At 71.0% G+C, this 22026-nt stretch carries 22 protein-coding genes; 7 read left to right on the forward strand and 15 right to left on the reverse strand.

Features of this window, described 5'->3' with window-relative positions; translation table 11 throughout:
• The first annotated feature begins 41 nt into the window (after positions 1–41).
• The 3 genes from SMD11_RS07810 to ubiG all read left to right on the forward strand — a co-directional run bounded on the left by SMD11_RS07810 (position 42) and on the right by ubiG (position 3173).
• Positions 42–1043 carry an aldo/keto reductase gene (locus tag SMD11_RS07810; protein ID WP_087925746.1) on the forward strand — a complete coding sequence of 334 codons (1002 nt, stop codon included), beginning with the start codon at positions 42–44 and terminating at the stop codon, positions 1041–1043.
• Positions 1044–1193: 150 nt separating this feature from the next.
• On the forward strand, positions 1194–2408 hold the full coding sequence (locus tag SMD11_RS07815) for an FAD-dependent monooxygenase (RefSeq protein ID WP_087925747.1): 1215 nt from the start codon (positions 1194–1196) through the stop codon (positions 2406–2408).
• A gap of 42 nt (positions 2409–2450) precedes the next feature.
• Positions 2451–3173 carry a bifunctional 2-polyprenyl-6-hydroxyphenol methylase/3-demethylubiquinol 3-O-methyltransferase UbiG gene (ubiG, locus tag SMD11_RS07820; protein ID WP_087925748.1) on the forward strand — a complete coding sequence of 241 codons (723 nt, stop codon included), beginning with the start codon at positions 2451–2453 and terminating at the stop codon, positions 3171–3173.
• Positions 3174–3244: 71 nt separating this feature from the next.
• Here the strand turns inward: ubiG and SMD11_RS07825 are convergent, their stop codons facing one another.
• A complete protein-coding gene (locus tag SMD11_RS07825; RefSeq protein WP_087925749.1) occupies positions 3245–4717 on the reverse strand; it encodes a DHA2 family efflux MFS transporter permease subunit in 1473 nt (490 codons plus the stop codon).
• A gap of 280 nt (positions 4718–4997) precedes the next feature.
• Between SMD11_RS07825 and SMD11_RS07830 the strand changes: the two genes are divergently transcribed.
• Positions 4998–6161, forward strand: a complete 1164-nt coding sequence (locus tag SMD11_RS07830; protein WP_087930353.1) for an FAD-dependent oxidoreductase — start codon at positions 4998–5000, stop codon at positions 6159–6161.
• A gap of 196 nt (positions 6162–6357) precedes the next feature.
• On the opposite strand, the gene SMD11_RS07835 is transcribed toward SMD11_RS07830, so the two are convergent.
• The 12 genes from SMD11_RS07835 to SMD11_RS07890 form a co-directional block, all read right to left on the reverse strand.
• The gene (locus SMD11_RS07835) at positions 6358–6831 is read right to left on the reverse strand and encodes a DUF1772 domain-containing protein (protein ID WP_087925750.1); all 474 of its coding nucleotides are present in this window, start codon (positions 6829–6831) and stop codon (positions 6358–6360) included.
• A gap of 154 nt (positions 6832–6985) precedes the next feature.
• Positions 6986–7429, reverse strand: coding sequence for an enediyne antibiotic chromoprotein (locus tag SMD11_RS07840; RefSeq protein ID WP_087925751.1), 444 nt, complete (start codon positions 7427–7429; stop codon positions 6986–6988).
• Positions 7430–7598: 169 nt separating this feature from the next.
• Complete coding sequence (locus SMD11_RS07845) at positions 7599–8354, reverse strand: DsbA family oxidoreductase (RefSeq protein ID WP_087925752.1); 756 nt, start codon at positions 8352–8354, stop codon at positions 7599–7601.
• Positions 8351–12190: a multicopper oxidase domain-containing protein gene (locus tag SMD11_RS07850; protein ID WP_087925753.1), complete on the reverse strand. Its 3840-nt coding sequence runs from the start codon at positions 12188–12190 to the stop codon at positions 8351–8353. The genes SMD11_RS07845 and SMD11_RS07850 overlap by 4 nt, the downstream gene beginning before the upstream one ends.
• Positions 12191–12365: 175 nt before the next feature.
• Complete coding sequence (locus SMD11_RS07855) at positions 12366–13439, reverse strand: methyltransferase domain-containing protein (protein WP_087925754.1); 1074 nt, start codon at positions 13437–13439, stop codon at positions 12366–12368.
• Positions 13436–13726 (reverse strand): Rieske (2Fe-2S) protein, encoded by a 291-nt coding sequence (locus tag SMD11_RS07860; protein WP_087925755.1) that lies wholly within the window; start codon positions 13724–13726, stop codon positions 13436–13438. Before SMD11_RS07860 ends, SMD11_RS07855 begins: the two co-directional genes overlap by 4 nt.
• A complete protein-coding gene (locus tag SMD11_RS07865; protein WP_234365957.1) occupies positions 13723–14592 on the reverse strand; it encodes an iron-containing redox enzyme family protein in 870 nt (289 codons plus the stop codon). Before SMD11_RS07865 ends, SMD11_RS07860 begins: the two co-directional genes overlap by 4 nt.
• Positions 14589–15398 carry a dihydrodipicolinate synthase family protein gene (locus SMD11_RS07870; protein ID WP_087925756.1) on the reverse strand — a complete coding sequence of 270 codons (810 nt, stop codon included), beginning with the start codon at positions 15396–15398 and terminating at the stop codon, positions 14589–14591. The genes SMD11_RS07865 and SMD11_RS07870 overlap by 4 nt, the downstream gene beginning before the upstream one ends.
• Positions 15399–15427: 29 nt before the next feature.
• Positions 15428–15964: a DUF6190 family protein gene (locus SMD11_RS07875; RefSeq protein WP_087925757.1), complete on the reverse strand. Its 537-nt coding sequence runs from the start codon at positions 15962–15964 to the stop codon at positions 15428–15430.
• Positions 15954–17153, reverse strand: a complete 1200-nt coding sequence (locus SMD11_RS07880) for a pyridoxal phosphate-dependent aminotransferase (protein WP_087925758.1) — start codon at positions 17151–17153, stop codon at positions 15954–15956. The genes SMD11_RS07875 and SMD11_RS07880 overlap by 11 nt, the downstream gene beginning before the upstream one ends.
• Before the next feature lie 937 nt (positions 17154–18090).
• Positions 18091–18666 carry a YceI family protein gene (locus tag SMD11_RS07885; RefSeq protein ID WP_087925759.1) on the reverse strand — a complete coding sequence of 192 codons (576 nt, stop codon included), beginning with the start codon at positions 18664–18666 and terminating at the stop codon, positions 18091–18093.
• A gap of 39 nt (positions 18667–18705) precedes the next feature.
• Positions 18706–19035, reverse strand: coding sequence for a rhodanese-like domain-containing protein (locus SMD11_RS07890; protein ID WP_087925760.1), 330 nt, complete (start codon positions 19033–19035; stop codon positions 18706–18708).
• 91 nt (positions 19036–19126) lie between these two features.
• Here SMD11_RS07890 and SMD11_RS07895 point away from each other — a divergent pair, with 91 nt between their 5' ends.
• The 3 genes from SMD11_RS07895 (at position 19127) to SMD11_RS35375 (ending at position 20335) form a co-directional block, all read left to right on the forward strand.
• Positions 19127–19585, forward strand: a complete 459-nt coding sequence (locus SMD11_RS07895; protein WP_234365958.1) for a MarR family winged helix-turn-helix transcriptional regulator — start codon at positions 19127–19129, stop codon at positions 19583–19585.
• A gap of 92 nt (positions 19586–19677) precedes the next feature.
• Positions 19678–20109: a hypothetical protein gene (locus SMD11_RS07900; RefSeq protein WP_087925762.1), complete on the forward strand. Its 432-nt coding sequence runs from the start codon at positions 19678–19680 to the stop codon at positions 20107–20109.
• Positions 20110–20164: 55 nt separating this feature from the next.
• Positions 20165–20335 (forward strand): Rmf/CrpP fold protein, encoded by a 171-nt coding sequence (locus SMD11_RS35375; protein WP_159395258.1) that lies wholly within the window; start codon positions 20165–20167, stop codon positions 20333–20335.
• Between the two features lie 99 nt (positions 20336–20434).
• Here SMD11_RS35375 and SMD11_RS07905 read toward each other — a convergent pair whose 3' ends face one another.
• Positions 20435–20833, reverse strand: coding sequence for a RidA family protein (locus tag SMD11_RS07905; RefSeq protein WP_087925763.1), 399 nt, complete (start codon positions 20831–20833; stop codon positions 20435–20437).
• Positions 20830–21954 carry an acyl-CoA dehydrogenase family protein gene (locus tag SMD11_RS07910; RefSeq protein WP_087925764.1) on the reverse strand — a complete coding sequence of 375 codons (1125 nt, stop codon included), beginning with the start codon at positions 21952–21954 and terminating at the stop codon, positions 20830–20832. Before SMD11_RS07910 ends, SMD11_RS07905 begins: the two co-directional genes overlap by 4 nt.
• Between the last annotated feature and the right edge of the window lie 72 nt (positions 21955–22026).

Below are 22026 nucleotides of genomic sequence, written 5' to 3' on the forward strand. Positions count from 1 at the left end.
CGCTCGTGCGGCGGTCAATGTGAGAACAGGAACCGATGACTATGGACTTACGGAAGCTCGGCGGCCAAGGCCTGGTGGTCTCCGAACAGGGCCTCGGCTGCATGGGCATGACGTTCGCCTACGGCCCGGCGGACGCAGAGGAGTCGCTGCGGACCATCCACCGCGCCCTCGAACTCGGTGTCACACTCCTCGACACCGCGGACATGTACGGGCCGTACAGCAACGAACTGCTCGTGGGCCGCGCGGTGGCGGGACGCCGCGACACCGTGACACTGGCCTCCAAAGTGGGCAGCGAGATCGTCGACGACAACGGCGTGCCCGCCATGACCGGTGAGGTCAACGGTCACCCCGACTACATCCGGGCCGGCATCGAGGGAACCCTCCGGCGGCTGGGCACGGACCATCTCGACCTCTATTACCTGCACCGCGTCGACCCACGGATCCCGGTCGAGGATTCCTGGGCCGCGATGGCCGAGCTGGTGCACGAGGGCAAGGTACGCTTCCTCGGCATCTCCGAGGCCTCCGCCGCGACCATCGAACGCGCGCACGCGGTCCACCCGGTGACGGCCGTGCAGAGCGAGTACTCCCTCTTCACCCGGGACGTCGAGGTGAACGGGGTCCTGGAGACCACGAACAGGCTCGGCATCGGATTCGTCTCCTACAGCCCGCTCGGCCGAGGCTTCCTGTCGGGCCGTATACGCGGTACGGACGACATCCCGCACGACGACTTCCGGCGCATCGCGCCCCGCTTCCAAGGGGCGAATCTGGAGGCCAACCTCCGGATCGTCGAGCAGCTGAGCGCCCTGGCCGAGGACCGCGGCCTCTCCCCGGCACAGCTCGCGCTCGCCTGGGTGCTCGCGCAGAGCCCGCGGATGGTGACCATCCCCGGCACCAAGCGCCGCAGTTACCTGGAGGAGAACCTGGCCGCCTCCGGCTCACCCCTCACCCCCGAGGACGTGGCGCTCGTGTCCCGGCTCGTGCCGGTGGGAATCGCCGCCGGCGACCGCTACCCGGCCCATGCCATGACCTACCTCGACGGCTGACACCGCCGTCCCGCACACACCCGCCCGACAGGGCACCTTCACGGCGGCACCCTCTGCAAGGTCCCGTCAAGAAAACATCCAACCCGGCCCTGCCAGGCTGCCATCCCAAGGGCCGGTACCGCCTGCCCGGCCGCCCGGAGGAGAGAGCTGATGTCCCATGGAACCATCCGTCGTGTACTCGTCGCCGGTGGTGGCATAGGGGGGCTGGCCGCAGCACTCGCCTTGCAGCGCAAGGGATTCCAGGCAATCGTCCTGGAGCGCTCCGAGCAGCTCAGGGACGGCGGCGCCGGCCTCCACATCTGGACCAACGGGGTACTCGCCCTGGATCATCTGGGGCTCGCCGACGAGGTGCTGAAGACAGCGCCGGCCCAGTCCGTCTGCCACTTCAGCACCTGGCGGGGCGACAGCCTCGGGGCCTGGCCCGTGGGCGAGTTCACCGACCGGTACGGCCGGCCCACCATCGCCGTCGAGCGTTCCGTCCTGCATGGGATCCTGCTGAACGCGCTACAGGACGACCCCGTACGTCTCGGTGCGCACGTAGCCGCGTTCACGCAGGACCGGACCGGAGTGACGGTGCGGCTCACCGACGGTGGTACGGTGCGCGGAGACATCCTCATCGGCGCGGACGGTGTGCACTCCCGGGTGAGAAGTGGCCTGCTGGGGAGCCAGGCACCCCGGTACACGGGGTACATCGCCTGGCGCGGCCAGGCACACATCGAACACCCGCTCATCCCCCCGGGCTCCTTCAACGCTCTCTTCGGGCGTGGGACCCGGTTCACCTACTACGACGTGGCCCCCGGCACCGTGCACTGGATGAGTGTCGCCAACGGCCCGGCCGGCGGCCGGGACGAGCCGGGCACCGTCACAGCGGAACTCACCGCCCGGCACCGCGGCTGGACGGCTCCGGTCCGGGACCTGATCACGGCGACCTCCGAAGCGGAGATCATCCGCAGCGATGTACAGGACCGGCGTCCGGACCGGCGCTGGGGCAGTGGCCGCGTCACCTTGCTCGGCGATGCCGCACACCCCATCACCTTCAACATCGGGCAGGGCGCCTGCCAGGCGATGGAGGACGCCCTGGTGCTCGCCGAGCGACTGGAGACGGCGGGTGGCCGCCCCGAAGCGGCCCTGCGCGCCTATGAGAAGGAACGCCGGGCCCGTACCGCTCCCATGCAGCGCGTGGCCTGGTGGATCGGGCGCATGGGAGCTGTCGAGAACCCGGTCGCCGTCCGAGCCCGGGAGGCATTCATGCGCGCGTTCTGGAACACCCGTGCCTTCCCTGCCGCCGAGAAGAGCCAGGTCGCCTACGGCACCCGCTGGAGCACCACTGCCGAGCCGGCCGGACCCACCACCGCACACAGCTGAGCCCGCGCCAACCCACCCGAACGAACCGAGGGGAGCTGCGAGATGACCGATCTCGTTCAGGACGACTACTTCTTCGCCACCTACGCCGAGGAATGGTGGTCCACCGACTCGAAGATGAACCCGCTGCGGTCCTTCAACCCCGAGCGCTTCACCTACTTCGACCCGTACGTCGACGGCGGCTGGGCGGGCAAGCGGGTCCTTGACGTCGGCTGCGGCGGCGGATACACCGCCGAGTTCCTCGCCCAGCGCGGTGCCGTCATGAGCGGTCTCGACCCCTCCGAGAAGCTCATCGCCGTAGCGGACAGGCATGCCCGTCAGACCGGGAAGGACATCGACTACCGCGTCGGCAAGTCCGAGCACCTTCCTTTCGAGGACGCCACGTTCGACATCGTCACCTGCGTGGACGTCCTGGAGCACGTGGAAAGCCCTGCCCAGGCCGTGAGCGAGGTGCGGCGCGTGCTGAAGCCCGGCGGCCTCTTCCTGTTCGACACCATCAACCGGACGCTGCGCTCACGGCTCATGATGATCTGGCTGCCGGAGCGCATCCTCGGAATCGTTCCCCAGGGCGCCCACGACTGGTCCGACTTCGTCAAGCCCGCCGAGATGCTCGGCTACCTGCGTGGCGCCGGCCTCACGCCGATCGGCCGGCTGGGCGGCATCGCCATCCGCGGTCAGAACAAGGACGGAAGCCTCAAGCTGAAGCCCACCCAGAACCTGTCCTCTCTGTATCTGGGCGTCGCCCGCCGGCCGGAAACAGAGGACTGAACCCGAAGGATCTCGCGGCCGAGGGCCTGTCAGCGATGCTGACAGGCCCTCGGCCGTACCCACTGTCCGGGTCAGACAGCCTTGACCACCGGGTCGGTCCGCGCCGCGCCCTCCCCGGCCGGGTCACCGCCGGGCCGGGAGGTCTCCGGCGCCGGGTGCCGCCGGGCGAAGCACATCGCGATGCCGCCGAGCGCCAGGACTCCCGTGCCGGCCCACAGTGCCGGGACGAGGCCGTCGACGAACCGCTGCGGGGAGTCGTACGAGCCCTGGCCGGCGAAGATCGCTGCCAGTACGGCGATACCGAGCGCGCCACCCACCTCGCGGAGTGCGTTGTTGGAGCCGGACGCCACGCCCTGTTCAACCGTCCGTACCGACTGCATGAGCACATTGGCGACCGGTGCGTAGAACAGCGACATGCCCGTGCCGGACAAGATCATCGGCGCCAGCTGGGTGAGATAGGAGACGTCCGGCTCCGCGACCAGCGCCCACCACCCGAGCCCGATCGCCTGGAGGAAGAGGCCGAGAACGATCAGCGGCCGGCCGCCCACCCGGTCGGAGAGGATGCCCGCGATCGGTGCCACCAGGATCGGGGTGCCGGTCCAGGGCAGCAAGCGCACGCCCGCCTCGACCGGGCTGTAGCCCTGGACCGTCTGGAGGAACTGGGTGAGAAGGAAGATCGCGCCGAACATCCCCAACGCCATCAGCAGGCTCGTGAGGTTGACCGCGCTGAACGTGCGGTTCCTGAACAACCGCATCGGGAGCATCGGTTCGTCGACCTTCATCTCCCACCATACGAAAGCCGCCAGGAGCACCCCGCCCGCGGCGATGCTGGAGACGATCAACGGACTGGACCAGCCGTCGGCGTTGCCGCGGATCAGGCCGAAGACGATACCGAGGAATCCCAGGCTGACGATGATCGTGCCGACGACGTCCAGGCGGTTGTTCGGTCCGTGACTCTCGGACACCTTCCAGCGCGCCAGCGGGATCAGCAGTACGCCGATCGGAACGTTCAGCCAGAAGATCCAGTGCCAGGAGATGTGCTGGACGAGCAGACCACCGATCAGGGGGCCGCTCGCGATCGCCAGACCGTTGATCGCTCCCCACGCCCCGAGGACCGCGCCCCGGTACTTGGGGCCGACGGCAGCCATCAGCAGGGTGAGGGTGAGCGGCATGAGCAGCGCCGCCCCGACGCCTTGGGCCGCCCGGAAGGCGACCAGCGCGTCGATCCCCGGGGACAGCGCGGCCGCGGCCGACGCGGCCGTGAACAGGGCGAGGCCACCGATGAACATCCTGCGCCTGCCGAACCGGTCACCCATCGCGGCGCCCAGCATCAGCAGCACGGCGAAGGTCAGCGTGTAGGCGCTCACTGTCCACTCAAGGTTGTCGATACCTCCTCCAAGGTCCTCGGAGATGGCCGGTAACGCCATCATCACCACGAGGTTGTCGAGCATGGCCATGAAACCGGCCAGGCCGGTCACGATGAACACCCACGTCGGGAACCCGCTCCCGGCGCCGGGCCCATGGTTGGAAGTTTCACCGGTCATGAGAGCTCGTCTCCGATTCAGTCGTGCCTGCAAGGCAGTGAGTGAGCGACCACTAACTGGTTGACCTGCGCGTCGGACCCCCAAGACCTCCCCTTCGGCGACGCCCGAACAGGCTCCAGAATCATGGAAGTTAGCATCGACAGCTGTCCTGTCAGCGCTAGACAGCGTACACCTGCCGCCGCTAGGATCGGTAGCACCGATTTCGAACCAAGGTCGCGCATGACGCCGTCAACCGACGCCGTCGATCCCCGGAGCGAACACGGAAAGACGAGTGCGGAGAATGGCAGAGATCACGGTCATCGGTGGCGGCATCGCCGGTTTGACGGCAGCGATATCTTGCGCCGGAAGAGGTGTGTGTACCACCGTCTACGAATCCCATTCCACCCTGGGCGGCCGAGCCAGATCGACCTCGGCTCCGTATATAGCGAACGATGGAACGCATACTTTCTATTGCAACGGCGAACCCTGGCAATGGTTGGTCAAGTGGGGCCTGGTCCCCTCGTTTTCACGATTGAGCGCGCGTGAGGCGATGGGTATGCGATTCCGCCGCGAGGGCAAGCTCCGCATGACGGTCCCCATCGGCTATCTGAAGATGATCGCCAGAGGGCGACGCCTCGTTCCCCCGGTCGACCGTTCCTTCCGCGACTGGGGCGTGGAGAATTTCGGCGACCAGGCGGTGAAGGACTCGGTCGGATTCCTGGGGCCGGTTCTCTACGACGCGAACCCGGGACGCCTGTCCGCCTCCTTCGTCTTCGAAAGGCTGTTACGGGTCGGCACTCCTCGCTTCCCCCTGCCCACCCGCTACGTCACCGGCGGCTGGGCCGGCGCCGTCGATCAGATGGCACGGCGGGCACGCGAACTGGGCGTGAAGATCGAGACCGGTTCACGCATGACCGAACTGCCCCGGCACGGGCCGGTCATCGTCGCCACTTCCCTGGATGCCGCCCGCGCGCTGCTCGACGACGGCACCCTGCGCTGGGAGAGCGGCACGTCGACCCTGCTGGACCTGGCGATGACTCCGTCGAAGCGTGACCGCTGCGACGTGTTCGACATGGACGACGGCGGGTTCATCGGGCACTACAGCGACCACGACGCCTCACTCGCCCCGGAAGGCGAGTCGCTGTTTCAAGGCGAGATGCCGATGCGCCGAGGCGAGTCGAAGGCGGACTGCCTGGCCAGGCTCGAGGGCCTCTACGACCTGGCCGCGCCGGACTGGCGCGGCCGTGTGACCTGGCGACGCGACTACGTCTCGCGTGGCCGCACAGGCGCCCTCGACCTCCCCGGCACGACATGGCGGGACCGGCCGGCGATCGATCGGGGCGGGGACGTCTTCCTCGCCGGGGACAGCGTCGCGGCTCCGGGGATCCTCGCCGAGGTGTCACTGAACAGCGGCCGGGCAGCGGCCGATCTCGCTGTCGAGCGGCTCACCACGCTCCACGCGTGACACCGGGCGGAGCGTGAGTGCTGCCGCGATCGGCCTCGTCCGCATCGGCGCCTGGAACACCCACCGACCTCGTGCCCGGGCTCCCGCATCTCACCCGGCAGCACTTCGCCCCACCGGACGACCGGTGGGGCGAAGTGTTCAGGCTCTCGAATTCGCCGGCGGCACCGCAAACGCCGCAGGGCCGGGGACGCCGATCTCAGCGGACCGCGACGGCCACCGCCAGCGCCGCGAGCAAGTAGCCCTGCAAGGCGACGCGAAGGTTGATGACCCGGTCCCAGCCCCGTTGCAGTGCACGGGCGTCCTCAAGCTGCCGGCCCTCGAGGACGGCCGCGACGAACGCGCGGTTGATCGGCGCGCTGATCTTCGCGTAGATGACGAGCCAGACGAATGCCGCCACCGCCGCGGTACCCGCAAGGATCGCCGAGGCATACGAGCCGGCCAGTGCGGTGGCCACGATGCCGAGGACGATCGCGATGACACTGACGACTCCCGTGACGGGCATACGGCGATCACCGTAGAGGTGGACATATCCCATCGCACGGGCCAGCGTGACGTCATCGGCCCGCGCCATGGCGGAGCGCTGGACAATGGCACAAAAGGCATCGGTGCCGTAGACGATCGCATTCGACATGATGGCGATCAACAAGAATACTAAACCGGCGGTTTCCATTGCTCTTCCTCATCTTCGGATGACGGGCATCGCGAAATCATGTCATCCTTTCCCGGGATTCCTGGATGCGAACCCTTTTCACCGGAACGCCGTTGCGGGCCGCGGAATAAGCGGCCCGCAACGGCGGGAACCGACCCTTGCGGGACGGGATCGGTCAGGCGAAGGAGAGGGGAGCCGCGCCCACGCCGTGGCCGAGGTCTCCCGTCAGCACGGCAGCGATACCGACCTGGTTCACGGAGGCGTCAACGGCGCCGGTCTCTTTACCGGTTGCCATGTCGTAGCCCACGAAGTTCTTCTTGACGGTGAACGAGAGTGTGAACGACCCGTCCTGGCCTACCGTCACCTGTGTCTGTGTCGCCTGGTCGCACGCGACCCGCTTGGCGAAGTCGAGGTCGCACTCGGCGATGCCCAACTGGCTCCCGGGGGTATAGCCGGCGCCGGACACAGTGATCGTCTGGCCGTCCGTGAGCCCGGAGGCCGGAGTTGCGGTGATGGCGGCCGCGGCCGCCGTCGCCGGGTTCGCGACGAGCAGTGTCGCACCGATGGCTGCGGCGACGAGGGCTCCCGCGCGCATCGACTTCCGTGACATGTGCGTCATACCTGCCTTCTTCCTTCCCATTGCCGTATGAGCGTCACCGGAAGCCTAGGAACGGGAGCTGGGCAAGATCCTTGAAAATATCTTGAACGGTGAACGGAAGGGTTCGGCCGGTCGGCCCCCGAGCACCGACAACGGCGGGCCGCCCGGCCCGCCGTCCCTCACCGCACCGTCACCCGCCGGCCGTCGCCGACTCCGCCAGTTTCGCCGCGTGGGTGAGGAGTTCCTCGTAGACCTCCGGGCGGTCGTCGTCGATGAAGGGGTAGCCGACGCCGAAGTCGCCGCCGATCCAGTGGGCCTTGATGCCGGGGTTGGCGCTGTTGGTGCCGTCGCGGAGGAAGACGTGGGGGCTGCATACGACACGGTCCTCGCGGGCCGCCTCGTACTGCGCCATGACAGCGGCGCGGGCGGAGCCGGTGTCCAGGGCGGTGGCCAGGAGGTCCACGTCGACCGCGCCGGTCCCGCGCGCCACGTCGAGGATGACGTGGCGCAGCGAGATGCACCGGCCCTCGGCCCAGAAGGCGCGGCGCAGGGCGCGGTCGAGCTGTTCGCTCGCGGCCCAGCCCTGGGCCTTGGCGGCCTCGACGGACTCCAGGGCCGGGAGCATGGTGACGGGGTAGGTCCAGTCCGGGCCCTGCCACAGCCGCCAGCCCGCGTCGGGCTCGACGGCGCCCAGCACCGCGATCTCGGAGTCGACGCCGGGGCGGGCGTTGACCTCGCGGTTGAACAGCTCCAGCGGGAAGGCCCGTAAGTCGAACCAGATCCGCCCTTCGAGGCCGAGGCGGCGCCGGGTCTCGTGCAGCCGGTGGACGGCGACGTGGGCGAAGGAGCAGTTCAGGTCGGTGAAGACGACGATCGTGTCGTCGCTGTCCGGCAGGCGCGGGTCGTCGGGGGCCGTGCCGGTGTTGTCGTGGTGCGCGGTGCTCATGGTGTCTCCGATACTCGGATCAGACCCCACCAGCCCTCACTGACGCCCCAGTGCAGGTTGCCGGTGCGGTAGGCGTAGTCGCCGGGGTACCGGGCCCGGAAACGGATGGTGCGTGTGCTGCCCGTGGCCAGGGCGCCGATGGTCGACACGTACGTCCCCCGCCCGGTCTCGGACGCGTCCCACACCTGCCCGTGCACGGTAAAACACTGGTTGCGCATGCGGGAAGCCCCGATCGCCAGATGCAGGGCCAGCTGGTCGCCCGGGCGGCAGCGCAGCAGCGGTGTGGGGGGCTCCGGGTCGGAGAGGGACGGAGCGAGCGGGTGCAGGGCGGCGGTGCGGTAGTTGTACGCCTTCTGGCCCATGTCGTCGGGGCTGTCGGAGAACAGGTCGGTCACCGGCTGGGTGAGGTCGCCGTCGTGGTAGAGGCGCAGTCCGTCCTGGGCGACGAGGACGAGTTCGCGGACAGGTTCGGCGTCGGGCCTGCGGACGACGGCCTGTTCGCCGGCCCAGCGCTCGCGCCCGGTGACCGGGTCGAAGGGGGTGGCGTCGGACTCCTCCACGACCAGGGCGCCGACCAGGCCGCGTCGCATGTGGCTGACGACGTCCGCGTGGTCGCGCAGCAGGACGACGCCGGGCTCGTCGGCGTACCAGCGGTAGGTGCGGGTCCCGCCGGGCTTGACGGTGCCGTCCTCGTTGCGGCCGACGTGGGCGCCGTCGTGGTGGCGCACGTCGTAGCGCAGCAGGGTGGGGTGGAGGGAGACGCGGCCGGAGACGGTGCGGGCGCCGGGGTCCTCCTCGTTCATGACGGCGGGGTCGAGGGGGCTGGCCGGGGGCGGCCCGTCGAGTTCGTTGACCAGGGTGACCTCGACCCACTCCCCCGCGCGGCAGCGCAGCACCAGGGGGCCGGCGTCGTCCGGGGCGCCGTCCACGGTGTAGACGAGCCCGTAGGGATCGGTACGCCGGTCGTTGTAGGCGATGACGCGGGAACGCGCCCGTACGGTGTACCGGCGCACGGCGTCGCGCGGCGGCAGCGGGTCTCGGCCGAAGAAGGCTCCCGGCAGGGCGGGCAGGTCGCGCTGCCGCCGGTCGTGCAGGCGGAGCAGGCCCCAGCAGCCCAGCCACAGGTCGTTGGTCGCGCCGAAGGCCCACAGGTGGTCGCCGGGGCCGGTCCGGCGGTCGAGCCGCAGTTCGGCGACGTTGGAGATGCCGAAGGTCTGCTGGTCGCGCCAGGCCGTGTCGGAGCGGCCGGCCCATTGGCGCCAGCGGCTGCCGTGCACGGTGAAGCTGTGCTGGAGGTCGTGCGAGCCCTGGAGGACGTGCAGGCGCAGGTCCTCGCCCGGGTAGGCGCGCAGCAGCGGGGTGCCGGGGTCGCCGTGGACGTCGCTCGCGAACCAGTCGGCGGGGTCGCCGCCGCGCTCCGACAGCGGCTCGCAGCGGTAGTTGACGCCCATGACGCCCTGGTCGTCGGGGGCTCCGGGGCGGGGCGGCGGGTTGATGGGGCCGCCCTCGTGGCCGCCGGCCGTGGCACCGGACGTGGCGCCGGACGTCGCATCCGGCACGGCGCCGGCCGCGGGGGCGGGATGCGCGGTGGCGTGCCGCACCATCGGGACGAAGTCGCCGATGGCGAGCACGGCCTCGCGGTAGGCGGTGCCGTCGGCGCGCTCGACGACGGCCTGTGTGCCGCGGCGCAGCGGAGTGGCCCGGTCGTGGGGCGAGACCCAGGTGGCGTCCGCGGGCTCGGCGATGAGAGCGCCGAAGAGGCCGTGCCGCTGCCGGTAGTTGGCGAGCAGGTGATCGTGGAAGAGGACGGTGCCGAACTCCTGGTCGACGTACCAGCGGTAGGTCCAGGAGTTGTACCGGCCGAAGGCGTCCTCGCCCTGGTCGGCCGTGGTGGTGGCGGAGATGTAGTTCCAGCCGATGGCCGAGCCGTCGGAGACGAGCGGGTCGTACTTGACGAGGTGCGTGTGCAGGCCGCACTCGGGCTGGAAGGGCAGCTCGTAGTCGAACGCGGACGCCGCCTGCTTGCCGGCCGGGAGGGCGTTGGTGAGGGTCATCTCCAGCACCTCGCCCTTGCGCGCGCGGATGACGAGGGGTTCCAGCGTGCGCTCGCCCCGGGCGAGCTGCTTCTGGAAGGCGTCGAGCCCGCCGGCCTCCTCGATCTCCTCGGCGAGGACGTAGAACATGCCGCGGTGGTCGTGCCAGGTGGAGCTGTGCGGCTTCCTGGGGTCGCCCTGGTAGTAGAGCGTGCCCGTGGCGGCGACGAGGTGGAAGCGGCGCACCGGGGCGCCGGGCGGGCCCACCTTGGTGAACGCCTCGCCCGGCTGCGGGTCCGGGCAGAAGGCGGCCGCCTCCAGCGCGGTGGGTTCGCGGCCCATGCCGGCGGGCTGGTGCGGGGTACGGGGCGGCCGCGGGTTCTTCTGCGGGAACGTGGCGGTGCCGGCCAGGAACGCCGGGAAGCCGGGCCGTTCGGGTGTGGGCGCCGGGGGCGCCGCGCGGTGCGGCAGCGGTGCGAGGGCGGTGACGGAGGTGCCGTCGGGGTACGTGCCCGAGCCGTCCTGGAGGGTGTCGAAGATGCGGAACATGCCCCACATGCCCATGTGGAAGTGGACGTACATGTGGCAGTGCCAGATCGAGTCGCCCACCGCGTGCTGCGCCGAGCCCAGGCCGCCGATGAGGTCGAGGGTCATGCCCTCCTGGGGGCCGATGCTGACGGAGTCCACGATCGGGGAGTCGACGTCGGCCGGGTCGAGCCGCCACTGGTGGAGGTGGGTGTGGAAGACATGGGTGTCGCGCATGCCGCCGTGCACGAGCCGGATCACGGCGGGGTCGCCCGAGTAGCCGCGGAAGACGGGGGTGGCCGGGTCGCCGAACAGCCAGGAGCTGTGGTGCAGTTCCTCGCCGGTCTGGGCGTCGCGGACGGGGTCGAGCACACCGTCGGCGAGCATCTTGTGGTACTGGTACATCCGCCATTCCATCGGCTCGATGCGCAGGTTGACCGGCAGCATGGCGTTGTTGGGCGGAGTCAGGTCGTCGAGCGTGTCGGAGCCGGTGGCGTCCGGGGACGGCCCCGTAGGACCGGTGGCGTGCCCGGTGACGTGCCCGGCGGCGGCGGTGTGGCCGCCGTGGCCGTGGTCCCCGCCGTGCGATCCGTGCGCCGGGGGCGCGACGGGGTTGTCGTTGCTCGGGTACTCCATCATGAACACGACGTACTCGCGGAAGCTGCGGTCCGGCAGGTGGACGTCGGCCTCCAGCCCCGTCGCCAGGGGGTCGCCGGTCACCGGGTCGGTCCAGGTGGCCTCCGGGGCCTCGACGACGACGGCGCCGACGAGGCCGTGGCTCTGCGACCCCTCGCCGCGCGGGTCCGCCATGTCACCGAAGTGGAAGACGCCCTCGTGCTCGCACAGCCACTCGTACTCGCGGGTCCGGCCGGGCGGCACGCTGCTGTCCGGGTTGGCGCCGACGGCCGCGCCGTCCGTCGTACGGGCGTCGTAGCGCACGCCCTGGAGCGTGATGCCGACGGGCCGCGGCAGTTCGTTGGCGAGCCTGACCCGCAGCCGCTCGCCGCGGCGCACGCGCAGCACCAGCGGCCGGGCCTTGGGGTGCGGGGCCGGTACGCGCTCGGGTTCGCGCGTGTAGTCGGGGAACGGCTCGGGCCACGAGGAGGCGACCTCGCGCAGTTCCTCCGCGTCGTCGGCCAGGACGTACAGGGCGCCGTTGCGGTCGTGGTCGCCGAATCCGTTGTAGGCGATGGGGACGTTGAGGGCGACGACATCGTAGGCGCGGGTGCGTGGTCTGCCGGCGGCCGGCTCGGCTGGGGTGGTGCTCTCGGTGTTCATTTCTCCCCCGTCGGACTTGGTGCTGTTCTGTTCTGATCTCGCAGAGGCTGTTCTGATCTCGCAGAGGCTGATCGGTTCTCGCAGAGGCTGATCGGTTCTCGCAGAGGCTGATCGGTTCTCGCAGAGGCTGATCGGTTTCCGAAGAAGCTGATCTGTTCTCAGAGGGGCCGTACGGTCACGGCCCGGTGCGCCGGACGGCCGTGCTCTGGGCGAAGCGGGCCACGGTCGTGCCCTCCGACACGACGGCGCCCTCCCAGCGGTACACCTGGCCGAAGACGTGTCCGGCGCCGGCCCCGCCGGTGGGCCGGGAGCGGCTGAACGACACCGCGACCCGGTCGCCGCGGCGCAGCGGCACGGGCTCGGCGATCGGCAGGTAGCAGTGCTTCCAGCTGTCGGACGTGGTGCGCGAGCCGATGTCGTCGCCGGAGATGTCGAGCGCCACGGTGTCGGACAGCGTGGCGACGAAGTAGCCCTTGAATCCGGTGAGCACCCCGTCCCGGCGGGCGGTGTAGACGAGCGGCACCCGGTAGTCGGTCGGCCCCGCGCCGGCGGGGGCGGTGAGGTCGTACGTCCTGACGACCCGGGGAGCGGCCAGGTGGCAGCGGATCGGGACGATCACGTCGTAGTAGAGGTCGAAGGGGCTGTCGGCGCCCCGGCGCCGCAGCAGTCCGGCGAAGGCGGCCGGGCCGCCCGCGTCCTGCGGGCCCGGGCCGGTGAGCTGGGCCTGGGCCCGCTCGGCGGCGACGGGGACGAGATAGCTCTCGACCTGCCGGGGCAGCATGGTGCCGCCGGGCCGCAGGAAGCGGCGGCGCGCGTCGTCGAGGATCGCGGCGACGTTCTCGTTGTCCGCGAGGTTCCCCATGATCTCGGAGAGGACGACGTCGACCCGCTCGGGCAGGTCGAGGTCGAAGGAGAGCCCGCACAGCGGGTGGAACCGGTCGCCGTGCCCGGCGGCCTTCAGCCGGTCGACGGCGTCGGCCAGCACGCTCTCGTTGAGGTCGATGCCGTAGACGCGCGCGGCGCCCGCCTCCAGTGCCCAGCGGGCGAGGATGCCGGTGCCGGTGCCCAGGTCGAGCACGGTGGCACCGGGCCGTACCGCCTCGGCGATCGCCGCGCGGTAGGCGTTCATGCGCAGGTCGTCGCCGAGCATGAGGGAGTGGAAGTCGTCGCCCCACTCCAGGAGTTGTTCGGAGGCCGGGAGCCACACCTGTTCGGGCTCGTACTCCGGCGCGCCGGTGAGGGTCGTCATCGCTCCGTCCGTTCCTTCCGCGGGCCGTCCTCGCCGTCCGCCGGCCCGTCGCTGTACACCGTGAGTGCTTCCGTGGTCGGCCCCGCGACCGGACAGCCCGTGGTGAGGTCGAAGGAGGAGCGGTGGAGGGGGCAGACGATGCGCAGGGTGCGCGTATTGACATGACCGTGGACGAGGCGGCCCTTGCGGTGCGGGCAGGCGGCGTCGATCACGAACTCCCGCCCGGCGACGCGGACGCGCAGCCGCTCGCCGTCCGCGAGCTCCCGGAGCACGGCGTCGTCGCTCACGCCGCCTCCCGGGCCCGCTCGACGGCCGCGTCGAAGGCCGTGCCGATCAGGTCGGACATCAGCAGGGCGCCGGTCCAGAGCCGGTCCGGGTCCAGTCCGCGCGCGTCCTCGTACTCGCGGATCGCGATCTGCATCTCCTTCATGTGGAAGGTGTCGATGTGCAGGTGTTCGGTGTAGTAGCGGTCGTGGGTGATGCCCAGCCGCTCGCACGCCCTGGCCTGGGTCCGGAAGGCGTGCGGGATGCTCGCCTCCAGGTAGGCCAGCGCGCCCAGGAAGTACTCGATGTACGGGGCGCGCTGGGTGAGCCAGTAGAAGGAGTTGAGGAAGGCGTACGTCTCGTCGGACGTCGTGTCGAGGAAGCTCTCCGGCTCCTGCGGAAGGTCGAGTTCCGCCAGCAGGTCCAGGTAGAGCCGCGAGTGCGCCTGCCGGAGGTTGCCGCAGCCGAACTCGTCGATGAGGACCCGCATCACCGCCATCTGCGCCCTGAGCGGCAGCCGCGGGACGGCGGGGAAGAAGTTCTGCGCCTCGGTCAGGCCGTCCAGCGCGAACTCCCGCACCACGTGCCGGAACTGCTCCCGGGTGGCCTCCTCCGCGAGGTAGCGGGCCGCCCCGGTCTCCTCGCGCTCCCTGGCGAGGAGACCGTCGAGCTCCTCGACCCATCGGGCACGCGAGGGGACGGCGGGCGTCCGGGCGTCGAGCTCGTCGACGCGGGCGACGATCCAGTCCCGTTCGAGCTCCTCGACGGCCGCCACGACACGGGCGTTCTGCACCGACCTGTTGTGGACGAACAGCGTCTTCTGCGCGCTGCCCGCGGACGTGGGCGTGGGCATAGGTGTGGACATGGGCGTGGACGTGGGTGTGGTCACGAGACTCCTCCCGTCCCGGTGGTCCGTTCGGTGGTCAGCACGCCGCGGCGGCACAGCTCGCTCTTGAGCGCGCGGTACCAGTCGGGCCGGTCCAGACCGTGCCGCTCGCAGGCGGCCGCGAGCACGGCGGTGTGGTCCGACACCGGCCCGGCGTGCAGGGCCGAGCACAGCGCGGGCTCGACGTTGGCGAGGGCCGCCACATGGCCGGCCACACCCGTGGCCTCCGGGAGCAGGTGCTCCAGGCCCTGGAGCACGGGCACCCCGGGGCGCGCCGCGAGGAGCTCGCGGGTGGCCGCGGGGTCGCCGGCGGAGTCCTTGACGGCGACGACCGAGGGCAGGGAGCAGATCCTCATCAGGGTGTCCGGCCGCAGGTCGTTCCCCGAGACCTCGCGCTCGTGGTAGACGACGACGGGCAGGCCGCCCTCCCTGCCGAGCGTCTCGTAGTGCCGGAACATCTCCTCCTGGGTGACGTCCGGTCCGTACGGGGTCGGGGCGACGACCGCGGCGGCGCCCAGGCCGGCGGCGGTCCGCGCCCGGGCGACCGCCTCCTCGGTCGTGGGGCGCTGGATGCCCGCCAGCACCGGCAGGCCCTCGCGGCAGCCGACGGTGGCGGCGACCATGTCGTGCCACTGCCGGTCGGTCAGGGCCCACCCCTCGCCGGTGCTGAGGGCGGGCAGGAGGGCGTCCACGTACGGGCGCACGCTCGCGACGAGCCGGCCGACGTCCCCCCGGTCCACGTCGCCGGTGTCCGTCAGCGGTGTCACCAGCGCCACGGTGACCCCCGCGTAGGCGCTCCGGTGCCGCACGGGTCCCCCGGCTCCGCTCCGCTGCCCGTTCACAGCGCCTCGGTGGGCAACCGCAGGGCCAGCGAGGCCTGGTAGAGCCGTTCGAGGGGCTCCGGGAAGAGGGGCTCGGTGCCGGGCGGCGCGGGCACGCGTACCGGCAGGTCGTCGCGGCCGCTCAGCCGGGGACTGACCGAGTAGAGGACGCCGCCGCTGCCGTGCACCATGCCCAGCAACAGCCGCTCGTGCGTGGGCAGATCGGCCCAGGCGGCCGTGCCCAGCCCGTGGCGCAGGTCGGCCGGCTCGTAGGCCCGGCGTTCGATCCGCATGTCGGTATGCAGGTTGTCCATGAACGGGTAGTAGGCGTCCTGCGCCTCCCGGGGAAAGCGCCAGACCAGGTCGTCGCAGCGGCCTACCTGCTCCCAGCTCATCCGTACCCGGCCGCCGAGGCGCTCGGCGAAGAAGGCCTTGCAGGCGATGCGCACCTTGTCGTCCGCGCTGTTCATGCCCATGAACAGCGCGGCGTCGGCGTAGGCGGCACCGGCCCCGGCGGCCGCGCCGGAGGGCGCGGTGCGGGTGTCACCGGGCATGACGGTCGAGGACCTCCCGTGTGCGGACCATGGCCTCGGCGAAGAGCTCCGGCTCACGGGCCAGGGCCAGGCGCACGTACGCCTCCCCCTTCCCCGGCTGGCTCCAGAAGAAGTACCGGCCGGGCAGCACATAGACGCCCTCGGCCGAGAGGAGCCGCTGGAGTTCGCTGGCCCTGAGCTCGGGGTGGTCGATGCGGAACCAGGCCACGCTGACCTTCACGGCCGGTTCCTCGTACCGCAGAATCGATCCGTCCAGCGCCTTCCGCGCGACGTCGCGGTTCTCGTCCAGCACCTGGCGCACCGACGCCAGCTCGTCGCGCGTGGAGTCCTCGACGTACTGCGTCAGCATGTTCAGCACGAACGGCGAGACGTTGAGCAGGACACTGGTGTGGAGGTTGTAGACCTCTTCACGGATGTCGTCGCTCGCGGTGATCATGGCGCACTTGGCGTCCTGCACCGGCCAGGTCTTCCCGGTGTCCTCGATCGCGAGGTACCGCACCCCGGAGCTCTCCAGGAGCTCGTACACGTCGAAACGGGCGACCTCCGGGTCGAAAAGAGTGAAGGCGGCGAAACAGAAGTCGATGAGCAGGAGTTTGTCGTGGTCCTTGCAGAAACGCACGACTTCTTCGAACCCCTTGCGGCCGTGCTTCAGAAGGCTGAATCCGGTGGGGTTGTTCGGGTCGACGAGGAACAGCGCGTCGGTACGGACCTGACGCCTGAGCCGCTCGTAGAGGGAATCCGGATCGTGCAGCACCGCTTCGTCGATGGGATACAGCGGGACGTCCATATTCCGCAGCACGTCATAAAGGTTGTCGAAGCACGGCTCGATGAGCGTGACATCCATACGCTGCTTTTTCAGGAACATGCCGGCGACCATGGTCGATATCGACGCGGCGTAGGAGAGCATGGTCTTGTCCTTGGCGAGCGCGGTGGGCTGCCGGTGGAGCCGGAAGAACGCCTCCGTGAACCGCTGCTCGTAGGTGGCCTGGAGGCCGTTCTCCGCCTCGTACCACAGCTCGGGGAGGCGCTCGACGATCCCGCGCTGGGCGGCGGACTGCCGCTGGTGGGTGTGGGCGTCGGCGAGGTTGAAGCGCGTGCGCAGGGCCTGTATCTCGTGCTGCGTCAGGTCGGGGAGCAGGCCGGAGCCCTGGGCGGTGCCAGGGCCGGCCGTGGTGCCGTGCGGTGTCATTGCTTCCTCCGGTCACACACGTCGTTGTGGTGAGCTGTCTGGGAACCCGTCGGCGCGCGGCGGCCGTCGAGGACGGCCGGTACGGCGCGGCTGTCGGCGGCAGGGTCCGGGGCGCGCGCTCCCGCGGGGCGGGGACGGGCGCGGGTGCCGCGGGCACCGTCGGGCGTGCCACCGGGGCCCGTACGAGGTGGGCGGGCGGTGGCGCGGTGTGCTCCGCGGGTGGTTCCGGCGCGCCGGAACGCGGGCCGGCGGCCATTCGGCCGGTGAATGCCGTTCCGGAATTAGGCGCCCAGGACCTGGGCGTACCGATCAGAGGGTCTCGTGGCGGCGCGGGCCGGCATATGCCTCTGCCAATATTGCGGCGGCATATCGGCGACAGCGGTTCGCTCCGCGTCGTTCGCCGCCTTGCTGTGCACACGAATGTTCCGTGCAGACAAGGTACTTCCTCCCCCGTAAACAGGACCGAAGTCCGTTGTCCGGGACTATGGCACACCCATCAGCGCGAAACAAGGATCAAATTCGGGGCCGAAATGCCCACGACAGCCGGTGAGTTGGGAGGCCGCAGAAAGCGGAATACGGCGCCCGGCGCGGCGGACTCGGCCGGACTTGCACCGACCGGGCTGACGCGGCACCCATGAGGAGGGCCGGGCGGCGGCTCGCGCGGAGCCCGTATGAGATGGGACACGCGGGGCCGTGGAACCTGACGAAGTCACCGGGCGGAGGTCGCGGACATGACGAAGGTGTGCACGGCGGGAGTCCCCGCCGTGCACACCTCGGCCCGCCCGTACGGGACCGCCCCCACTGACGGGTCCCGTACGGGCGCGGATCCGGACCTTCCCAGCCCCCCCTCGGACCTGTCCGATCGTCCTGACCGCCCGATCGTTCGGACCTGCCCGGCCGTTCGGGCCTGCCCGATCGCCCAGACCTGCCCGACCGGTCAGACCTGCCTGATCGTCTCCAGGTCCAGGCTCAGCTCGATCTCCTTGGACACCAGGATGCCGCCGGCCTCCAGGGCCATGTTCCAGGTCAGCCCCCAGTCCTCGCGGTTGACCTTGCCGCTGGCCGAGAACACCGCGCGGTCGTTGTCCCACGGGTCGCGGGCGTAGCCGAGGTAGTCCACGTTCAGGGTGACGGGGCGCGTCACGTCCTTGATCGTCAGGTCGCCCGTCATCGTCCCGGTGGTGCCCTGCCAGGTCACCGAGGTGGAGGTGAAGGTGGCCTTCGGGAACTTCTCGACGTCGAAGAAGTCGGCCGACCGCAGGTGGTCGTCGCGGGTCTTGTCGCCGCTGTCGACGCTCTTCATGTCGATGACGGCGGTGACCCGGCTGTCCTCGGGCCGCTCCCCCACCTCGACCGTGGCGTCCACGGACGTGAAGCGCCCGCGGACCTTGGTGAGCATGAAGTGCCGCCCTATGAAGCCGACTTCGGTGTGACCGGCGTCGACCTTCCAGACCCCCGCGGTCGGCAGCGGGACCCCGCCCACGTCGCGGGTGGGTGCCGTGTTTTCACTCATGAGTTCACTTCCCCCTTGTCGCCACCGGGTGCGACGGACTCAGGCGCCGGACTCGGTCGGCAGGCCGGCGCCGATCCAGTCCTGCTTGCCCTCGGTGTACTTGTAGACGTTCTGGTAGCCGAGCTCGGTGAGCCGCTCGGCGGCGATGCCCGAGTTCGCGCAGGTGTCGTTGGAGCAGTAGACGATGACGTCCGCCTGCTTGTCGGGCAGCAGCCCCGGCGCCAGCTGGTCCACCGCGTCGTGCGGCAGGTTCAGGGCGCCCGGCAGATGCGCCTCCTCGTAGTACTCGGCGGGCAGCGCCTCGACGACGGCCACCTTGCCGGCCTTGATCTTCTCTTCGACCTCGGTACGCGTGATGTTGCGGGCCATGCCGGGACTCCTCACAGGTGCGCTTCATTGCGTGCATGCGCACATTAACAGGTGCGTGCGCGCGCACACAAGCGCGGTTACACTTGTCCCCGTGAACGACAGGGGAAGCGGACTCAAGGCCTGGCGAGCGCTGCTGCTCGCCCACAGCGCGGCGGTGCGCGCCATCGAAAGCGACGTGCAGCGGAACGCCCGCATCCCCCTGACGTGGTACGACGTCCTTCTTGAGCTGAAGGGCGCCGGCCCGGACGGCCTGCGGATGAACGAGCTGGCCGAGCGCGTCGTCCTCAGCCGCACCCGCGTCAGCCGGCTCGTCGACGAGATGGCGCGCTCGGGCCTGGTCCGCAAGGAGCAGGACACCACGGACAAGCGCGTGGTGTGGGCCCTCATCACCGACGACGGCCGCGCCGCGCTGCGCGAGACGGCCCCCGTCTACCTGGAGGGCATCGAGCGGCACTTCTCCACGCACCTCACGGACGAGGAGGCGGAGGTCATCGCCTCCGCCCTGCTGAAGGTCTCCCGGGGCGGCCGGGACGAGCTCGGCTTCCGCTGACGCGCGGCGGGGCCGCCACCGCCCCTCCCCCGGCCCCCTCGGACGGCCAGTTCCGGCTCGCGGGGGCGGTCGGGCCGGACGAAGCTGGCTTCATGAGCGAACCCTTCCCTCATTCGGACGTCGCGGCGCACCCTCATGGGCGGAGGCGGCGGAAGTGGCCCTGGGTGCTGCTCGGTGTCGCGCTGCTGCTCGTCGGCGGGTGCGCGGCGCTCGTCGTCGTGATCGGCAACGAGACCGACAAGACCGTCAAGGTCGTCTACGAGGTCACCGGGGACGCCAAGCAGGTCAACATCGCCTATTCGACCTGGCGCGACGGCAGCCTGGTGACGGAGTCGGCGTCCTCGCAGGCGCTGCCCTGGCGCAAGGAGCTCTCGGCGAAGGGCTTCGTGAAGGGCGGGCTGCTGGCCGTCACGATCGGGTCCGGGGGCGGCTCGGCACGGTGCGAGGTGACCGTGGGCGACGACGCGCCGAGGACCGCCGGGACCTCCGGGGCGGGCGCGACGGCCACCTGCACCGGGTTCTGACCCGGCCGTACGCGCCACGTACGCTGCCGGGACCGGCACGGAAGAGGGGACCGCGATGGCGACGCGAGCCGACCTGGTGGTGGCGCTCAAGGAAGGGCGGCTGGCCTTCGAGCTGGGCGAGCGCCTGGAGGACTGTCCTTACGGGGCGGGGGACCCGCTGCGGGCGGCCTGGCTGCGGGGGTTCGCCGCCGCGCGCGAGGAGTCGCGGGCCGGGGGCGAGGGCTGACGGCGAGGTCCTTAGGGCGTGGTCCTGACGGCGACGTCCTGAGGGCGTGGTCCTGAGCCGACGCGACGGGCCGGCGGGCCGAGGAATCCGGCCGAGGGGTCAGGGCAGGACCGCCAGGCCGTCCAGCTCGACGAGGGCGTCCTCGTCCCAGAGGCGGACGACGCCGATGACGGCCATGGCCGGGTAGTCGCGCCCGGCCAGCCGCCGCCAGCGGAGGCCGAGTTCGCGCGCGTGGGCGCGGTAGCCGTCGACGTCCGTGGTGTAGACGGTCACGCGCGCCAGGTCACCGGGTGCGCCGCCCGCCGCGCGCAGGGCCGCCAGGAGGTTGGCGAGGGCCCGCTCGAACTGCTCGGGGAGGCCCGCGCGCAGCAGCTCGCCCTCGGCGTCCAGTGCCGTCTGGCCGGCGAGGAGGACGAGCCGGGACCCGGTGGCGACGACGGCGTGGCTGAAGCCGGTGGGCGGCGAGAGGCCGGCGGGGTTGAGGCGTTCCAGGCTCATCGGTACAGCTCCTTCGCGATGATCGTGCGCTGGACCTCCGTCGCGCCCTCGTAGACGCGTGGGGCGCGCACCTCCCGGTAGAGGTGTTCCAGCAGGTGGCCGCGCTGGAGGGCACGGGCGCCGTGGATCTGCACGGCGGCGTCCACGACGTACTGCGCGGTCTCGGTGGCGAGGAGCTTGGCCATGGCCGCGCGGCCCGCGATGCCGGGCTCCCCGGCGTCGTACGCCGAGGCCGCCGCGTAGACGAGGAGGGCCGCGGCCTCCGTGCGGGTGGCCATCTCGGCGAGCTGGTGGGAGACGGCCTGGAGGTCCTTGAGGGGGCCGCCGAAGGCCTGCCGGCGGCCGGCGTGGTCGACGGCGGCGGCGAGTGCGGAGCGCGCCATGCCGACGGCGAAGGCGCCGACGCTCGGCCGGAACAGGTCGAGGGTGCGCATGGCGACGCGGAAGCCGCCGCCCACCTCGCCGAGCACGTCGTCCGGGCCGACCGGCACGGCGTCGAAGTCAAGGCTGCCGATGGGGTGCGGGCTGAGCATGTCCAGGGGGGTGCCGGAGAGTCCGGCACGGTCGCCGGGGAGCAGGAACGCCGTGACGCCCCGGGCCCCGGGGGCCTCGCCGGTACGCGCGAAGACGGTGCAGAAGTCGGCCTCGGGGGCGTTGGATATCCAGGTCTTCCCGCCCGAGAGCCGCCAGCCGCGGCCGTCGGGCTCCGCGCGCAGCCGCAGGGCCGCCGCGTCGGACCCCGCCTCCGGCTCGCTGAGCGCGAAGGCCGCGACCGCGCGGCCCGCGACGACCTCGGGCAGCCAGCGGGAGCGCTGCGCGGCGGTGCCCGACTGGACCACGGGGTAGGCCCCGAGCCCCTGGAGGGCCAGGGCCGTCTCGGCCTCCGTGCACTCCCGGGCCAGGGACTCGCGCAACAGGCAGAGGTCCATGGCCCTTACGGGCGCGTCGGCGGGGAAGAGCCGCGCCAGCAGCCCCAGTTCACCGAGGGCCGCGACGAGCGGCCTGTTGACCTTGCCGGGCCGCCCCTGACCGGCCAGCGGGCGCAGCCGCTCGGCGGCGAGGCCGCGCAGTTCGGCGCACCAGGCGCGCTGTTCCGCGTCGAGTGCGAAGGGAGTGGTCAACGGTGGCCTCCTGTCTCCGGGGCGGTCCTCGACGGTCCGTGGCACGGGTGCGGCCTTCCGGGCGGGCGGGTT

It is taken from the genome of Streptomyces albireticuli, from assembly GCF_002192455.1.
GTDB classification, from domain to species: Bacteria; Actinomycetota; Actinomycetes; order Streptomycetales; family Streptomycetaceae; genus Streptomyces; species Streptomyces albireticuli_B.

Excerpts from the sequence above, each read along its gene's own strand:
- SMD11_RS07810 (WP_087925746.1), top strand. The coding sequence starts at position 42 with ATGGACTTACGGAAGCTCGGCGGCCAAGGCCTGGTGGTCTCCGAACAG.
- SMD11_RS07815 (WP_087925747.1), top strand. The coding sequence starts at position 1,194 with ATGTCCCATGGAACCATCCGTCGTGTACTCGTCGCCGGTGGTGGCATA.
- ubiG (WP_087925748.1), top strand. The coding sequence starts at position 2,451 with ATGACCGATCTCGTTCAGGACGACTACTTCTTCGCCACCTACGCCGAG.
- SMD11_RS07825 (WP_087925749.1), bottom strand. The coding sequence starts at position 4,717 with ATGACCGGTGAAACTTCCAACCATGGGCCCGGCGCCGGGAGCGGGTTC.
- SMD11_RS07830 (WP_087930353.1), top strand. The coding sequence starts at position 4,998 with ATGGCAGAGATCACGGTCATCGGTGGCGGCATCGCCGGTTTGACGGCA.
- SMD11_RS07835 (WP_087925750.1), bottom strand. The coding sequence starts at position 6,831 with ATGGAAACCGCCGGTTTAGTATTCTTGTTGATCGCCATCATGTCGAAT.
- SMD11_RS07840 (WP_087925751.1), bottom strand. The coding sequence starts at position 7,429 with ATGACGCACATGTCACGGAAGTCGATGCGCGCGGGAGCCCTCGTCGCC.
- SMD11_RS07845 (WP_087925752.1), bottom strand. The coding sequence starts at position 8,354 with ATGAGCACCGCGCACCACGACAACACCGGCACGGCCCCCGACGACCCG.
- SMD11_RS07850 (WP_087925753.1), bottom strand. The coding sequence starts at position 12,190 with ATGAACACCGAGAGCACCACCCCAGCCGAGCCGGCCGCCGGCAGACCA.
- SMD11_RS07855 (WP_087925754.1), bottom strand. The coding sequence starts at position 13,439 with ATGACGACCCTCACCGGCGCGCCGGAGTACGAGCCCGAACAGGTGTGG.
- SMD11_RS07875 (WP_087925757.1), bottom strand. The coding sequence starts at position 15,964 with ATGCCCGGTGACACCCGCACCGCGCCCTCCGGCGCGGCCGCCGGGGCC.
- SMD11_RS07880 (WP_087925758.1), bottom strand. The coding sequence starts at position 17,153 with ATGACACCGCACGGCACCACGGCCGGCCCTGGCACCGCCCAGGGCTCC.
- SMD11_RS07885 (WP_087925759.1), bottom strand. The coding sequence starts at position 18,666 with ATGAGTGAAAACACGGCACCCACCCGCGACGTGGGCGGGGTCCCGCTG.
- SMD11_RS07890 (WP_087925760.1), bottom strand. The coding sequence starts at position 19,035 with ATGGCCCGCAACATCACGCGTACCGAGGTCGAAGAGAAGATCAAGGCC.
- SMD11_RS07900 (WP_087925762.1), top strand. The coding sequence starts at position 19,678 with ATGAGCGAACCCTTCCCTCATTCGGACGTCGCGGCGCACCCTCATGGG.
- SMD11_RS35375 (WP_159395258.1), top strand. The coding sequence starts at position 20,165 with ATGGCGACGCGAGCCGACCTGGTGGTGGCGCTCAAGGAAGGGCGGCTG.
- SMD11_RS07905 (WP_087925763.1), bottom strand. The coding sequence starts at position 20,833 with ATGAGCCTGGAACGCCTCAACCCCGCCGGCCTCTCGCCGCCCACCGGC.